The following is a 15,045-nucleotide window of genomic DNA, read 5'->3' on the forward strand; positions in this document are numbered from 1 at the left end:
ATGTTTTACTTGTATTTTCCGAGTTTTTCAGTAGCATTCAAAAGAGAGTTTCTTATCTCTTCAGTCACTGTATTATTGGCATTTCGATAGTCAAACTGTTTATTAAAGTCACAAACGTTTGTATAAATTCGAGAGATATTATCAAGCTCAATTTTACAAATTTTTTCGGCAAAATTGTTTAGTTCTTTTCTAGACAAACAATTTAAAGAATACTTTAAAAGTTCGTTGAAATGATGTAGGCAAAATCCTTTGGAAGAAAGAACTTTTTGCTGAAAATCTTTTTGGTTTTTCCACATGAAAAAGAATACTTCAAAATAATTTTTCATCCTTGCTTGAATTCTTTCACAGATAACGCACTGGACAGAGAGGTTTTCTAAGTATTGTATTAGATCTGTCAGTTTGTTTTTGTTCAAATTTTGATTACCCAGAAGTTTTTTTAGAAATCTGTCTTTTTGCTGCAAAGTTACCGCTGAGAAATTGGAATATATAAGTTTTTCAAGATGTTTTTTTATTTCATTAAGGTGAGTTTCCAATATAAGGCCATAAGGAAGTTTATTTTTTTGTTCAAGCAGCATGTGAAAATGCCTTCTGCAAAAGCCTTTTTCATTAGTTTCTATCCTTGCATCAACTTCCATAACACTTTCACCGAGCACTATTTCAATGCATTGTTTTTCAAAATTATTTTCAAGGTAACAAAAAGCACATTCGCAATTTATCGAGAAAGCATCATTGACAGGAATCATGTATATTTTTTCTTTCCCCATTTTCAGCAACTCCTTATATTTTTTTATTTATTAATTGTTACCAATTTTAAAATGGTTCATAACATTTATTTTACAGTCTTTTTCTTTTTGTAACAACTGCAAAGTTGTTTATATAAAAAAGAATAAATATCGAAAAAATGGGTATAAAATTTTTAAAGCAAAACTACAAAGATGGAGTGAAAAGTTTATGAAACTTACACCAGATAAATTAAAAAAGAATGTAGATTTATCCAATTTTGAATTTAAAACCACAAATGAGATAGAACCTTTAACAACTATAATTGGGCAAGAAAGAGCCAAAAGAGCATTTGAGTTTGGACTGAGCGTTACCACAAAAGGATACAACATTTACATGTGTGGTCCCACAGGTACAGGTAAGACAAGCTTTGCCGAAAATTATTTAAAGGAGATAGCAAAAAACAAACCTGCTCCGAACGACTGGGTTTATGTTTATAATTTTGCCAATCCTGACTCACCTATTGCAATATCTTTGCCAAAAGGAATGGGCAAAGTTTTCAAGAAGGATATGACAGATTTCTTAGAGTTTGTAATTAATGATTTGAAGAAGGTTTTTAACAGTGAGGAATACGAAAATGACAAAAATAATATTTACAATGAATATCAGGAAAAAAGGACACAGCTTTTAGATAGGTTAGCTGAAGAAGCAAGAGAATATGATTTTGAGATAAAATATACTCCAAGCGGTGTGTATTTTATTCCTATTGTAAATGGTAGGGCGATTTCAGAAGAGGAATATCCTGAGTTAGAAAAGACTATCAGAGATGAAATTGAAAAAAAGGTCAAGAAGCTTCAACTTGAAACTCAAGAAGTTTTAAAGAAGATAAAGATTCTTGAAAAAGAGTTGAAAGAGAGAATAAAAGAACTACAAAAGAGGATAGCTGTCTTTACAATAAGTCATTATGTATATGAAATTAGAAGCAAGTATAAAGATAACATAAAAATCTTGGATTATATTGATAGTGTAACAGATGACATTATTGAAAATCTTGATGATTTTTTGGACAAAGAAGAAGAAGACACACAAATACCTTTGCAATTTGTTCCATATAAAAAATTCTCAAGACTTGATAAATATAAGGTCAATGTAATCGTTGACAATTCAGAATTAGATGGCGCGCCTGTTGTTTATGAAGTAAATCCCACTTATTACAATCTCATAGGAAAAATTGAATATGATAACGAGATGGGCAACATTCTTGTTACAGACTACACCAGAATCAAGGCGGGAGCAATTCACAAAGCAAACGGAGGATATCTCATCCTTCAGGCAAAAGATTTGCTAAGCTATCCACAGACATGGGAAGCCTTGAAAAGAGTACTAAAAACAGGTCAGATATACATTGAAAATCTAAAGGATATTTATGGACTTTTTATAACTCCTTCTTTAAAACCAGAACCTATACCAGTTGATTTAAAGGTTATTTTGATTGGTAGTGAGTATATTTATAACATCTTATACACATACGATGAAGATTTTAGAAAGCTTTTCAAGATTAAAGCTGATTTTGACAGCGAAATGGATTACAATCAAGATAATCTCTATAAGATGATTCAGTTTATTAGTTCATTTTGTAAAAAAGAAAATGCATTGCCGTTTTCCAAGGATGCCGTTGAGAAGGTAATTGAATACTCCTGCAGACTTGTTGAGAACCAGGAAAAGCTTTCAACACGGTTTAATGAAATTGTTGAGATATTGGCAGAAGCTAACACCTGGGCTCAACTGGAAAGAAGTAATGTGGTGAAAAAGGAACATGTGAGCAAAGCAATTTGTGAAAAAGAATACAGAAGCGCAAAATATGAAGAAAAAATAAACCATATGATTGAGGAAGGTACTATTTTAGTTGATGTAGATGGCTATAAGGTAGGCCAAATAAATGCTCTTGCAATTCTGGATGTTGGTGACTATGTTTTTGGCAAACCTTCTCTAATAACTGTTACCACAAGTAGCGGAAGAAGTGGTATAATAAATATTGAACGTGAAGTACAAATGTCTGGTAAAACTCATAGCAAAGGTATTTTGATTATCTCAGGGTATATTTCCCAGCTGTTTGCCCAAGATATGCCACTTACTTTAAATGCAACTATATGTTTTGAACAACTATATTCTGGCATTGAAGGTGATTCTGCATCAGCAGCTGAACTTTGTGCCCTGCTTTCAGCCTTGAGTGATATGCCCATCTATCAGGGAATAGCAATAACAGGTTCTGTAAACCAAAAAGGAGTGATTCAGCCTGTTGGCGGTGTGACAAAAAAGATAGAAGGTTTTTATTATGTTTGCAAGAAAAAAGGTTTAAATGGCAAGCAGGGTGTTATAATCCCACACCAAAATATAAAAAATTTAGTATTGTGTGACGAGGTGGTAGAAGAAGTTAGAAAAGAAAATTTTCACATCTGGGCAGTAAAAACAATCGATGAAGCTATTGAGATTTTGACAGGCAAAAAGTTTGAAGAAGTGGTACTTTTGGCAAGGCAAAAGTTAAAAAGATACTTAGACAATTTGGTAGGTTTTAGTGATAAAAAAGATGAGTAAGAAAGGAGAGATATTTTGAGATGTCTATAGATATGTTAGAAGTTTTAAAGTCTCGAAGAAGTATCAGGAAATATAAAAAGAATATAGCTATTGACAGAGAAGTTATTGAAAAGATAATTGATACTGCAAGATTTGCACCTACTGCAAGAGGAAATGAAGGCTGGGAATTTGTTGTAGTAACAGATGAAAACATTAAAAGACAAATTGCTCAAAAAGCCCGATATGGCAAATTCATAGAAGACGCTTCATGCTGTGTTGCTGTGCTTTATGAGAAAGATTTCGAATATATTTTAGAAGATATGTCAGCAGCGACCACGTATATTTTAGTGGCTGCAAAAGCTTTAGGACTTGGTAGCTGTTGGGTTGCAAGCTATAAAAAGGAGCATTCTGAAGATGTCAAGAAGCTACTAAACGTTCCAGACAATTTAGAACTTTGTGCGCTCATTGCAATAGGTTATGCTGATGAAGAACCTGTGAGAAATAAAAAGCCACTATCCTCTATACTTCACTGGGATAAATACCAAAGAAAATAAATACAGGAGGGAATTTCTGATTTGTTTAGGGAAATTGAGATAAGAACAAAAGACAGGGTGGACTTTGTTGATATTACAAGTAAACTAAAAGAAATTGTTAGACAGTCTAATATCGAAGAAGGACTAATGACAGTATTTGTTCCACATACAACTGCAGGTATTACAATCAATGAACATGCTGACCCCTCAGTTGTAAGTGATATAAAAAAACAACTTGAAAAGTTAGTGCCAGCGAACAATGGCTATAGCCATAGTGAGGGGAATTCTGATGCGCATATAAAGGCAAGCCTGATAGGTTCATCTGTTAATATTATAATTCGAAATGGTGAAATGATGCTTGGTACATGGCAAGGAGTGTTCTTTTGTGAGTTTGATGGACCAAGGAGAAGGAAGATATATGTGTATATAAAATAAAGTTTTTATTTGCTCCGAACACCTCATGAAACAATAGCACGGATTAAGATAGGTGTTCGGAGCAAAAAACTTTAAATTTGACAAAGAAGAAAGCTTGTGCTAAAATATTATACGCAAAAGCAAGCGGGTATGGCGGAATTGGCAGACGCGCTAGACTTAGGATCTAGTGGCAACAGCCGTGGGGGTTCAAGTCCCTCTACCCGCACCAAGAGAAAAATCTCTTGACAAAATTAAATGTAATCATTAAAATATATAATTGCGATGCCGGAGTGGCGGAACTGGCAGACGCACAGGACTTAAAATCCTGGGACCTGAATAAGGTCGTACCGGTTCAAGTCCGGTTTCCGGCACCAGATGTCGCGGGGTGGAGCAGCTGGTAGCTCGTCGGGCTCATAACCCGAAGGTCGGAGGTTCAAATCCTCCCCCCGCAACCAAATATAAATATAGTAAAAATGGCGGCGTAGCTCAGTTGGCTAGAGCATGCGGTTCATACCCGCAGTGTCAGCGGTTCGAATCCGTTCGCCGCCACCATTTTATGTAAAAAGAGGTATGGCCCCGTGGTCAAGTGGTTAAGACACAGGCCTTTCACGCCTGTAACAGGGGTTCGAATCCCCTCGGGGTCACCAAATAAAAAAGGAAAAAAGGGCTTTTTAAAAAAGCCCTTTTATTTATCTTATACAATTAGGTTGTTGAAGAAAAAATAGGCACTAAAATAAATATTGGGGTGGTAAGAAAAGAAAAATATAGCGCTTGTTTTAAATGCCTGCTATAGTTAAAATTGTTTTTAGGTACAAAAAAACACACAAAAGAAAGGAGGCACCCCGAATAAGTGCTTAATCATAATTATATCACAGAACTTTTGAAATCAAAGGATCTCATTTTCCACCAAATAGTAGAAAGCGAAAGGGAAGTAGAATTGTACATAAGTCAGACGCAAAAACCTCATAAGTGTCCTAAATGTGGTAGTATCACAAGCAAGATACATGATCATCGTGTCCAAAGAGTAAAGAACGTACCAATAATGGGTAAGAGGACATATTTAATAGAAATAGACAAATTTCATTTTACAAGATATGTTTATTGGGCATTAGAAAATTGAAGGAAAAGTGTAAAATAGGAATTAGAAAACAATTTAGTATTTTCGCACATTCTTTCGCTGTAGAAAATATCTCTACACCTATTCGAGGGAATCCAAAATAATGTTATTGACAGACCATGTGGTAATGGCTTAAAATATATTGAAGAAAGAGTGAAGTTTTGCGGATGTGGCGGAATTGGCAGACGCGCAAGACTCAGGATCTTGTGGGGCTCTCCCCATGGGGGTTCAAATCCCCCCATCCGCACCATGTAAAAAATGAGAGGTAGATATAGAAAAAAGACCTCACCAGAACAAAACTCTGGTGAGGTTTTTCTTTTTAGGAGTAGTAAAAATGAAAGTAAAAAGTAAAACATTCAAACAAGTATCCGACGAATTTATTACACACTGCAAACTCAAAAATTTAGCTAATACCTTCCCTGAATATTATACCATAAACTTTGAATAATTTACTCGTTTTATTGATGCAAACACCAATATTCATGAAATAGACAAAAAGACAATAGAAAGATATACCCGATTTTTGAAACAAAATAATGTGTGCTAAAGATACTTAAAAGTTTAAGGAAAACATCTTGTAGCCATATTAAAGAAAGCTATTACATATTTTATTTTTTGATTAAGTACTTGATGAGATTGGAAAAACTTGAACATAGATTTTAGTAAGAAATTTATGAGACTAAAGGAAATTAAGAAAATTTTGGAAGAGACAAAAAAGAGTAATTTTTACTATGATATTTTGCTAAAACTTAAATAGACTACAATCCTTTATTCACAAGGGATTGCAAGCTATTTTTATTTTAACTATCTGCAAAAGTCAGGCTTCACTTTGTACAATTATTCCATTAGTTCCCTTTAACGGTTTGTCACTTCTTTTTATAGACAGAGCTTGTGAGATGTAATATAATAAAGATAAAAGAAGTATACTTGTGTTGTATTTTTTGATTATTGTAAATATATAGCATAAATGCAAAAAAAAAAAAGTTGTTACTTGAAGACAATGGATTGCTATAAATGGGAGGAAGGTTTGTGAGCACTGAAAAAATAGCAATTGAAAGGGAATACATAAAAATTTCATGGTTTTTAATTTTATCAATTGCAGTGTACTTACTTTTTGATAAGCTGTTATTTTCACCCACTATAGAAACACTTTCTTTTTCACAGTGGCTTGTTCCTCTAATATTTTTGTTTATTTCATCAGCCTACAATATATTTAAGATATGGCTTTTTGGTAAGAATGGACAGATTAATGAAGAGATTTTTAGGTATTTGAAATTTTTTGAGGTTGTAAATCTTGTATTCTTTTTCGGATATGAGAGGCTTTTTGATTTGATGTTTGTCATATCGCTTGTATTCCTATTCTACATTGAAAGAATAAATATGAGAAATTTAAGGCAAGTAGCAATGGTTTTGATTTTTTCATATACATTTTTTATATTTCTCGATTTTATTACAAACAATATCACCAGCGAAGATTTGAGAAACCTATTTTATATTCTATTTTATATCTTTTGGTTTTCTTATTCTAACAAACTTGAGGTCTTTGAAAAAAGTCAAACTAATGAAATTAGTATAAAACTAAAACAGTACGAAGAAAATTTAAGAAACCAACAGCAGCTTAGTGAGGCAAAAGATGCAAAAATTAAAGAATTGGAAAGGGAAATAAGTTATCTGAAGGAGATTAACAAAAGACTAAACATCTCTCTGGGGGAATTTTTTAATCTTCAGGAAATTAGTAAAATAATAACACAAATACTTGATACTAATGAGCTTTTAAAGTTTGTTAATGATGTTTTAATTGGAGTCACTGGTGTTGACAAAAGCTCTATACTTTTATTTAATAAAGAAAAAACAGAGCTTTATGTTGCATTTTCTAACCTTCCAGAGAACGAACAAAAAGAAAGCTTTAAGCAGGAGAATATAGGGTGGCTCAGAAGTGTTGCATTAAATTGTGAAAATGGCTATAGGAATAAGGTGAGCAGTGAAGATTGTCCTTTTATAAATGGAAGAGCTACAAAGTCGATAATGTATGCTTCATTGGCGACAAAAAATGACAAGTATGGAATAATACTACTCGAACATATATTTGAAGATGTATTTACAGAAGACAATCTTAGATTTTTAACATCTATTGCTGCACAAGTTTCAATTGCATTGGAAAACTCAAGTTTGTATCAGCAGATGAGGTCAATGGCTATGGTTGATGGGCTAACGGGTGCTTTCAATAGAATATATCTTTATGAAGTCTTAGAAAGAGAGATTCAGGCATCTGCAGGAAGATATCCGATTAGCATTGCTCTTTTTGATGTTGATAATTTTAAAAAGTTAAATGATACATACGGACATTTGTTCGGCGACAAGGTGTTGCAAACGATAGTTAGAATAGCAAAAGAAAGAGTACGAAAAGGTGATATTGTTGCACGTTATGGAGGAGAGGAATTTATAATAGTCTTTAATCACCTTGAAAGTAATGAAGCTTACAAGGTAGTTGAGAGAATCAGAAGAGCTATTGAAAGTGAAACAATAGAAGATAATTTGATTCAAACACGGGTAACAGTTAGCTTTGGTATTGCTTCTTATCCTTTGCATGCTGACAATGTAAAAGATCTTATTAAATGTGCAGATATTGCAATGTATAGAGCAAAAAGTAGTGGGAAAAATTGCACAGTAGTATATAATCAGGAATTGGAGATGAAAGTATGAGATGTCCTTTTTGTGGGTATGAAGACAGTAAAGTTGTTGATACTCGCCCAACTAATGAAGGAAAAACTATAAAAAGAAGACGTGAGTGTCTAAAATGTCAAAAAAGGTTTACAACATACGAAAAAATAGAAAAACAGCCAATTTTAGTTATTAAAAAAGATAATAGAAGAGAAGAGTTTGACAGGAATAAGATCTTAAATGGTATTATAAAAGCGTGCCAGAAAAGACCTGTCTCTATTGAGCAGATGAATAAGATTGTAGATGAAATTGAGAATGAGATTTATAATTCTATGCGCGAAGAAATCTCATCAAGAGAAATTGGTGAGATGGTTATGGAAAAGCTCAAGAAGATTGATGAGATTTCATATGTGAGGTTTGCTTCTGTTTACAGGCAGTTTAAGGATATAAATACCTTTATAGAAGAGCTTCAGAAGCTTTTAACAGAAAAGATAGAATAATCTTGAGAGAAAGTGAGAAAAATAAAAGTAGAGTACAAAAAATCACAGAAAATCGTCGATTTTGGGCAAATTTGAGAATTGAAAGTAAAAGAAAAAGGTATATAATAGTAATTGAAAGTCAAAGATAGTCAAAATCAAAAACGCCCTAAAAATAAAAAATAGAAAAGAGGAGGGTGATGTAAGATGCTCAGAGACATAGTTCCATTTGGAAGAAAACCGTTTGACATTATGAGAAAGATTGAAAGAGAGTTTTTTGACATTGATGACTGGTTTGAAGATTTCTTTGCACCTTTTGAAAAAGGTACAAGATTCATGAGGACTGACATTAAGGAGACTGAAAATGAGTATATTATTGAAGCAGAACTTCCGGGGGTCAAAAAAGAGGATATCAAGATAGAGCTTTATGATAACAAACTTACAATAAAGGCAGAGACAAAGAAAGAGGAAAAAGAAGAGAGAGAAAACTTTATAAGACGAGAAAGAAGATATGGTGCATTTTCCCGAACATTCTATCTTGACAATGTAAAAGAGGATGGTATCAAAGCAAAATACGAGGACGGAATCTTGAGAATAGTACTTCCAAAAGAACGACCTTCAAAACCAAATGTAAGAACAATTGATATAGAATAAGCAAATTCTCAGGGAAGGTAAAGACCTTCCCTGATTGTTTTATACTGTCCTTTAAATACTTTTTACGTGAGGTGTTGATTTGAGATGAATATGGAAAGATTTACTCAAAGTCTTCAAACTGCTCTATTAGATGCACAAAATACAGCTATTGTTTACAAGCATCAAGAAATAGGTCCAGAGCATCTCCATTATGCACTTGTGAATGAAGATGATAAACTTGTAGCAAAGATTCTTAAAAACATGGGTATTGACATAGAGCTTTATAAAAGAGATATTGAAGAGCAGCTGAAAAAGATTCCAATGGTATACGGACCTGGTGCTTCAACGGTATACGTAAATAGATATGTAAACGAGATTTTAATCAGGGCAGAAGAGGAAGCAAAAAAGTTTAAAGACGAATATATAAGCGTTGAGCATGTTTATTTAGCTATGATAGACTCAGATATCCCTTCTTCTAAGAGTATATTCAGAAAATATGGAATTACACGCGAAAAATTTTTACAGCAGCTTTATAAAATTAGGGGGAATCAAAGAATAACAAATCCAAATCCTGAGGAAGTTTATGAAGTTTTAAAAAAATATGGCCGCGACCTTACTGAACTTGCAAGAAAAGGCAAGCTTGATCCTGTAATTGGAAGAGATGAAGAGATAAGAAGAGTTATCCAAATACTTTCGCGCAGAACCAAAAATAACCCTGTTTTAATTGGCGAGCCTGGAGTTGGTAAAACTGCTATTGTTGAAGGGCTTGCACAAAGAATTGTAAAAGGAGATGTACCAGAGGGGCTTAAAGACAAGACAATTTTTGCTCTTGATTTGGGTGCCCTCATTGCAGGTGCAAAATACAGAGGAGAGTTTGAAGAAAGACTGAAAGCTGTTTTAAATGAAATCATTGCTTCTGAAGGAAGAATAATACTTTTTATTGATGAGATACACAACATAGTTGGAGCTGGAAGAGCAGAAGGTGCTATGGATGCAGGAAACCTTTTAAAGCCCATGCTGGCAAGGGGAGAACTGCATTGTATCGGTGCAACAACAATTGACGAATATAGAAGATATATAGAAAAGGATGCTGCACTTGAAAGGAGATTTCAGCCTGTTTTAGTAAATCCTCCATCTGTTGAAGATACCATTTCCATTTTGAGAGGACTTAAAGAGAGATTTGAAATCCATCACGGAGTACGAATCACAGATGATGCTTTGATTGCAGCAGCAAAGCTTTCGGACAGATATATTTCAGATAGATTCTTACCTGATAAAGCAATCGACTTGATTGACGAGGCAGCTGCACTTTTGAGAACTGAGATAGACTCTATGCCTACAGAACTGGATGAAATTACAAGGAAAATTATGCAGCTGAGAATTGAAAAGAATGTTTTGCAAAAAGAAGAAAACCCGAGCGCAAAACAGCGCATAGAGGAGATTGAAAAGGAAATTGCGCAGCTTCAAAGCAGGGCAGATGAGCTTTCAGCTCAATGGGATTATGAAAAAGAGCTAATAAAAGAGGTAAGAAGAATCAAAGAAGAGATTGAAAATGTTAAGATTCAAATTGAAGAGGCTGAAAGAAACTATGACCTAAATAGGCTCTCTGAGCTGAAATATGGCAAGTTAATAGAACTCCAAAAAGCTTTAGATAGAAAACGTCAGGAGTTAGAAAAGATCCCACCGGAAAGAAGACTTTTAAAAGAGGAAGTAACAGAAGAGGAGATTGCAAAGATTGTATCAAAATGGACAGGAATTCCTGTTGCTAAGCTTGTAGAGACAGAAAGGCAAAAGATTTTAGAGCTTGACAAAATTTTGCACAGACGTGTTGTTGGTCAGGATGAAGCAATTGAAGCTGTGTGCAATGCAATAATGAGAGCACGAGCTGGAATAAAAGACCCGAGAAAACCAATAGGTACCTTCTTGTTTTTAGGTCCAACTGGTGTTGGTAAAACAGAACTTGCAAGAGCGTTAGCTGAAGCTCTGTTTGACTCTGAAAACAATATGATAAGAATTGACATGACAGAGTATATGGAAAAACACTCAGTTTCACGCTTGATTGGAGCACCACCAGGATATGTAGGATATGAAGAAGGAGGCCAGCTCACAGAAGCTGTTAGAACAAAACCTTATTCTGTTGTGCTTTTTGACGAGATAGAAAAAGCTCATAGAGATGTTTTTAATATTCTTCTTCAGATAATGGATGATGGAAGGCTTACTGATTCTAAGGGCAGGACTGTGGATTTTAAAAATACAATAATAATAATGACCTCTAACTTGGGAAGTGAGTATCTTTTGAATGCAAAAATTTCAAATGGTGAAATAGATGAAGAGACACGGAAACTAATAGATAGAGAATTAAAATTACATTTTAGACCAGAGTTTTTAAACAGGCTTGACGAGATTATAATCTTCAAACCTCTCACAAAAGAGCAGATTATAAAAATTATTGACCTTCGAGTTGCAGAAATCCAGCAGAAGCTAATAGAAAAAGGAATTTCAATAAGGCTGACACAAAGAGCAAAAGAGTTTGTTATGGAAAATGCCTTTGATGTAAACTTTGGTGCAAGGCCAATAAAAAGGTTCTTGCAAAAAAATGTTGAGACACTTATAGCAAAAGAGATTTTAAAGGGTACCATTGTTGAAGGTGAGAGGATTGATATAGATATTGAAAATGGAAAATTTGTTATAGTAAAGTAGAGCCATGTCGAACATTTTGTGAGGTTTGACATGGCCTTTTTTTTAGTTTTTTGCTTGAAAAAGATGAGATATTAAAATATAATACTTAATAAGTTTGTGGTTTTTGCATATTTGAATTTATACATAAAAGGTAGGAAGGATGGTAGGTTGGGATGATATGGTCTGAATATGAAAAACTCAATAGAAAACAGTATGAAGAACTGCAGCTTGAAAGACTTAAAAGAACGGTAGAAAGGGTTTATGAAAATGTTCCTTTTTACCGTAAAAAATTCGATGAAATAGGAGTAAAGCCACATCATATTAAGACTTTAAAAGATATTCGGCTTCTTCCCTTCACAACTAAGGATGACCTGAGAGAAAACTATCCGTATGGTCTTTTTACTGTCCCTCTTTCAAAAATTGTTAGAATTCACGCCTCCTCAGGCACAACAGGTAAGCCAACCGTTGTAGGATATACAAAACATGACATGGAAGTGTGGACAGAGGTTGTTGCAAGAATAGTCACAGCAGCAGGTGTCAGAGAACATGATATTGCTCAGATTGCTTTTGGTTACGGACTCTTTACTGGTGCTTTTGGACTTCACCAGGGTTTAGAGAGAATTGGTGCAACAGTAATTCCAATTTCAAGTGGTAATACTGAAAAGCAGCTTATGGTTATGCAGGATTTTGGAGCTACAGTTTTGGTATGTACACCGTCTTATGCACTTTACATAGACGAGGTGGCAAATGAACTTGGCATTGATAAGTCAAAGATAAAACTAAGACTGGGCCTTTTTGGTGCAGAAGCTTCAACAGTTGAGATGAGAAGAGAGATTGAAAAGAAGTGGGGACTTTTTGCAACAGAAAATTATGGACTTTCTGAAATAATTGGTCCAGGGGTTTCTGGAGAGTGTGAATATAGAGAAGGGTTACATATAAATGAAGACCATTTCTATCCTGAGATAATAAATCCCGACACAGGAGAGGTTCTTGAAGAAGGAGAAACAGGAGAGCTTGTATTGACAACCATCACAAAAGAAGGTATGCCTCTTATAAGATATAGAACAAGGGATATCACCTCACTTATATATGAGCCATGCAAGTGCGGAAGGACAAATGTGAGAATGACATCTGTTAAAGGAAGAACAGATGATATGCTAATAATCCGAGGTGTCAATGTATTTCCCTCTCAGATAGAAAGTGTTCTAATGGGAATTGAAGGTATAGGTCCTCACTATCAACTTGTTGTCACAAAGAAAGGATATTTGGATGATTTAGAAGTTCATGTAGAGCTTGTTGATGGAAAACTTTTGGAAAGATATGCTGAACTCGAGAAATTAGAAAATAAGATAAGGCACAGGATATTTACTGTATTGGGATTAAATGTTAAGGTAAAACTTGTTGAACCAAAAACTTTAGAAAGAACTACTGGAAAGGCAAAAAGAGTAATTGATTTGAGAAATAAAAACAATTAAATGTAATGGAGGCTGAGATAAATTGAAAAAGCTTTTGCTTGGAAATTTTGCTGTTGCCAGAGGATGTTATGAAGCAGGAGTTAAGGTTGCAACAGCTTACCCTGGCACACCTTCAACAGAGATTACAGAGGCAATAGCCCAGTATGATGAAATCTATTGTGAATGGGCGCCAAACGAGAAAGTAGCGCTTGAGGTTGCAATTGGTGCAGCTATTTACGGCAGGCGTGCCATCTGTTCAATGAAACATGTAGGTTTAAATGTGGCAGCAGACCCTCTTTTTACTGCATCTTACACAGGAGTAAATGCCGGGCTTTTGATAGCTGTTGCAGACGACCCAGGTATGCATTCTTCTCAAAACGAGCAAGATACCAGAAATATAGCAAAAGCAGCAAAAGTACCTGTATTAGAGCCATCTGACAGTCAGGAATGCATTGATTTTGTCAAGATTGGTTTTGAGATGAGCGAAAAGTTTGATACTCCTGTAATTTTGCGGCTTACCACAAGAATTGCTCATTCTCAATCTGTTGTAGAAGAAGGGCAGCGAGAAGAAGTAAAATTTGAATACAAAAAAGATATACAAAAATATGTCATGATGCCTGCAATGGCCCGTCCACGCCATGAATTTGTAGAAAGAAGATTAAAAAGTTTAAAAGAATTTTCAGAGACAATTGGAATTAACAAGGTTGAACAAGGAACAGAGAAAATGGCTTTCATTGCCTCTGGGATAGCTTACCAGTATGTCAAAGAAGCTTATCCTGATGCGTGGGTTTTGAAACTTGGCATGGTTTGGCCACTTCCAGAGAGACTAATAAAAGATTTTTGTTCTCGATTTGAAAAGGTGTATGTAGTTGAAGAGCTTGACCCATTTTTGGAAGAGAATATAAAAGCAATGGGGATAAACAATATTGTGGGAAAAGAGATTTTCAAATTAACAGGTGAATATTCGCCATCATTTATAAAAAAGGCAGTGGAGAACAAAGAAGTTGAACTTCCGTACAAAGTAAAACAGACACTACCTCCAAGACTTCCTGTACTCTGTCCTGGATGTCCCCACAGAGGAATTTTTTATGTTTTAAGCAGACTAAAAGATGTTGTCATCACAGGGGATATTGGATGTTACACCTTAGGGGCACTATCTCCTTTTAATGCAATGGACAGTTGCGTTTGCATGGGTGCAAGTATTGGAATGGCGCACGGAATATCAAATGCATCAGATAAAAATCAAAAGGTTATCGCAGTGATTGGAGATTCTACATTTGTTCACTCAGGGATAACAGGTATTATTGATGCTGTATACAATGGTTCTGATATACTTGTTATGATTTTAGACAACTCAACAACTGGAATGACGGGGCATCAAGACCATCCCGCAACAGGATATACAATAAAAGGAGAGCAAACTTACAAACTTGACCTTATGAGCCTTTGCAGAGCATTAGGCTGCGTTGCAGTAGAGGAAGTAAATCCGTATAAAATAAAGGAAAATGTAGTAAAAATAAAGCAATTATTAGACCTCCCAGGTGTTAAGGTTGTAATTGCTAAAGCACCATGCAGATTACACCGAAGACATAAGTTTACAATTTCAAAAAGATATATTGATTTTGAAAAATGCAAAAATTGCAGACTATGCTTGAGTTTGGGTTGTCCTGCTATTTCCTTAAAAGATAAACCTACAATTGATACTAACTTATGTCTTGCATGTGGAATGTGTGAAGATGTTTGTAAGTTTGGAGCAATTTCAAGTCAAAAGGAGCAGTGATTGT

The 15,045-nt window shown here is 34.6% G+C and carries 10 protein-coding genes, 6 tRNA genes and 2 pseudogenes; 17 read left to right on the forward strand and 1 reads right to left on the reverse strand.

The genetic code is table 11. The features are described from left to right. Positions 1-5 precede the first annotated feature (5 nt). On the reverse strand, positions 6-764 hold the full coding sequence (locus CALKRO_RS06035) for a DUF6062 family protein (RefSeq protein WP_013430167.1): 759 nt from the start codon (positions 762-764) through the stop codon (positions 6-8). A 187-nt stretch (positions 765-951) separates the two neighbouring features. On the opposite strand from CALKRO_RS06035, the gene CALKRO_RS06040 reads away from it, so the two are divergent. The 17 genes and pseudogenes from CALKRO_RS06040 (at position 952) to iorA (ending at position 15,041) form a co-directional block, all read left to right on the forward strand. Beyond that, the gene (locus CALKRO_RS06040) at positions 952-3,315 is read left to right on the forward strand and encodes an ATP-binding protein (RefSeq protein WP_013430168.1); all 2,364 of its coding nucleotides are present in this window, start codon (positions 952-954) and stop codon (positions 3,313-3,315) included. A 20-nt stretch (positions 3,316-3,335) separates the two neighbouring features. Then, complete coding sequence (locus tag CALKRO_RS06045; RefSeq protein WP_013430169.1) at positions 3,336-3,848, forward strand: nitroreductase family protein; 513 nt, start codon at positions 3,336-3,338, stop codon at positions 3,846-3,848. Between the two features lie 21 nt (positions 3,849-3,869). Continuing rightward, positions 3,870-4,262, forward strand: a complete 393-nt coding sequence (locus CALKRO_RS06050) for a secondary thiamine-phosphate synthase enzyme YjbQ (RefSeq protein WP_013430170.1) — start codon at positions 3,870-3,872, stop codon at positions 4,260-4,262. A gap of 123 nt (positions 4,263-4,385) precedes the next feature. Beyond that, positions 4,386-4,470 (forward strand) — tRNA-Leu (locus CALKRO_RS06055). 55 nt (positions 4,471-4,525) lie between these two features. Then, a tRNA-Leu gene (locus CALKRO_RS06060) sits at positions 4,526-4,615 on the forward strand. Positions 4,616-4,620: 5 nt separating this feature from the next. After that, positions 4,621-4,696, forward strand: a tRNA-Met gene (locus CALKRO_RS06065). Between the two features lie 20 nt (positions 4,697-4,716). After that, positions 4,717-4,793 (forward strand) — tRNA-Met (locus CALKRO_RS06070). A gap of 20 nt (positions 4,794-4,813) precedes the next feature. Beyond that, positions 4,814-4,888 (forward strand) — tRNA-Glu (locus tag CALKRO_RS06075). A 203-nt stretch (positions 4,889-5,091) separates the two neighbouring features. Beyond that, a pseudogene (locus tag CALKRO_RS06080) lies at positions 5,092-5,307 on the forward strand (transposase family protein); the annotation flags it as partial. A 214-nt stretch (positions 5,308-5,521) separates the two neighbouring features. Beyond that, positions 5,522-5,608, forward strand: a tRNA-Leu gene (locus CALKRO_RS06085). Positions 5,609-5,895: 287 nt separating this feature from the next. Next, positions 5,896-6,115: pseudogene (locus CALKRO_RS14205) on the forward strand (hypothetical protein); the annotation flags it as partial. 272 nt (positions 6,116-6,387) lie between these two features. Then, positions 6,388-8,061: a sensor domain-containing diguanylate cyclase gene (locus CALKRO_RS06090; protein WP_013430172.1), complete on the forward strand. Its 1,674-nt coding sequence runs from the start codon at positions 6,388-6,390 to the stop codon at positions 8,059-8,061. Continuing rightward, positions 8,058-8,519, forward strand: coding sequence for a transcriptional regulator NrdR (gene nrdR, locus CALKRO_RS06095; RefSeq protein WP_013430173.1), 462 nt, complete (start codon positions 8,058-8,060; stop codon positions 8,517-8,519). The genes CALKRO_RS06090 and nrdR overlap by 4 nt, the downstream gene beginning before the upstream one ends. Before the next feature lie 183 nt (positions 8,520-8,702). Continuing rightward, complete coding sequence (locus tag CALKRO_RS06100; protein WP_013430174.1) at positions 8,703-9,149, forward strand: Hsp20/alpha crystallin family protein; 447 nt, start codon at positions 8,703-8,705, stop codon at positions 9,147-9,149. An 84-nt stretch (positions 9,150-9,233) separates the two neighbouring features. Beyond that, positions 9,234-11,828 carry an ATP-dependent chaperone ClpB gene (gene clpB / locus CALKRO_RS06105; RefSeq protein WP_013430175.1) on the forward strand — a complete coding sequence of 865 codons (2,595 nt, stop codon included), beginning with the start codon at positions 9,234-9,236 and terminating at the stop codon, positions 11,826-11,828. Positions 11,829-11,980: 152 nt separating this feature from the next. Then, on the forward strand, positions 11,981-13,282 hold the full coding sequence (locus tag CALKRO_RS06110; RefSeq protein WP_013430176.1) for a phenylacetate--CoA ligase family protein: 1,302 nt from the start codon (positions 11,981-11,983) through the stop codon (positions 13,280-13,282). A 22-nt stretch (positions 13,283-13,304) separates the two neighbouring features. Further along, complete coding sequence (gene iorA, locus CALKRO_RS06115) at positions 13,305-15,041, forward strand: indolepyruvate ferredoxin oxidoreductase subunit alpha (protein WP_013430177.1); 1,737 nt, start codon at positions 13,305-13,307, stop codon at positions 15,039-15,041. Positions 15,042-15,045: the final 4 nt, after the last annotated feature.

The organism is Caldicellulosiruptor kronotskyensis 2002 (genome assembly GCF_000166775.1).
Classification (GTDB): domain Bacteria; phylum Bacillota; class Thermoanaerobacteria; order Caldicellulosiruptorales; family Caldicellulosiruptoraceae; genus Caldicellulosiruptor; species Caldicellulosiruptor kronotskyensis.

Excerpts from the sequence above, each read along its gene's own strand:
- CALKRO_RS06035 (WP_013430167.1), bottom strand. The coding sequence starts at position 764 with ATGGGGAAAGAAAAAATATACATGATTCCTGTCAATGATGCTTTCTCG.
- CALKRO_RS06040 (WP_013430168.1), top strand. The coding sequence starts at position 952 with ATGAAACTTACACCAGATAAATTAAAAAAGAATGTAGATTTATCCAAT.
- CALKRO_RS06045 (WP_013430169.1), top strand. The coding sequence starts at position 3,336 with ATGTCTATAGATATGTTAGAAGTTTTAAAGTCTCGAAGAAGTATCAGG.
- nrdR (WP_013430173.1), top strand. The coding sequence starts at position 8,058 with ATGAGATGTCCTTTTTGTGGGTATGAAGACAGTAAAGTTGTTGATACT.
- CALKRO_RS06100 (WP_013430174.1), top strand. The coding sequence starts at position 8,703 with ATGCTCAGAGACATAGTTCCATTTGGAAGAAAACCGTTTGACATTATG.
- clpB (WP_013430175.1), top strand. The coding sequence starts at position 9,234 with ATGAATATGGAAAGATTTACTCAAAGTCTTCAAACTGCTCTATTAGAT.
- CALKRO_RS06110 (WP_013430176.1), top strand. The coding sequence starts at position 11,981 with ATGATATGGTCTGAATATGAAAAACTCAATAGAAAACAGTATGAAGAA.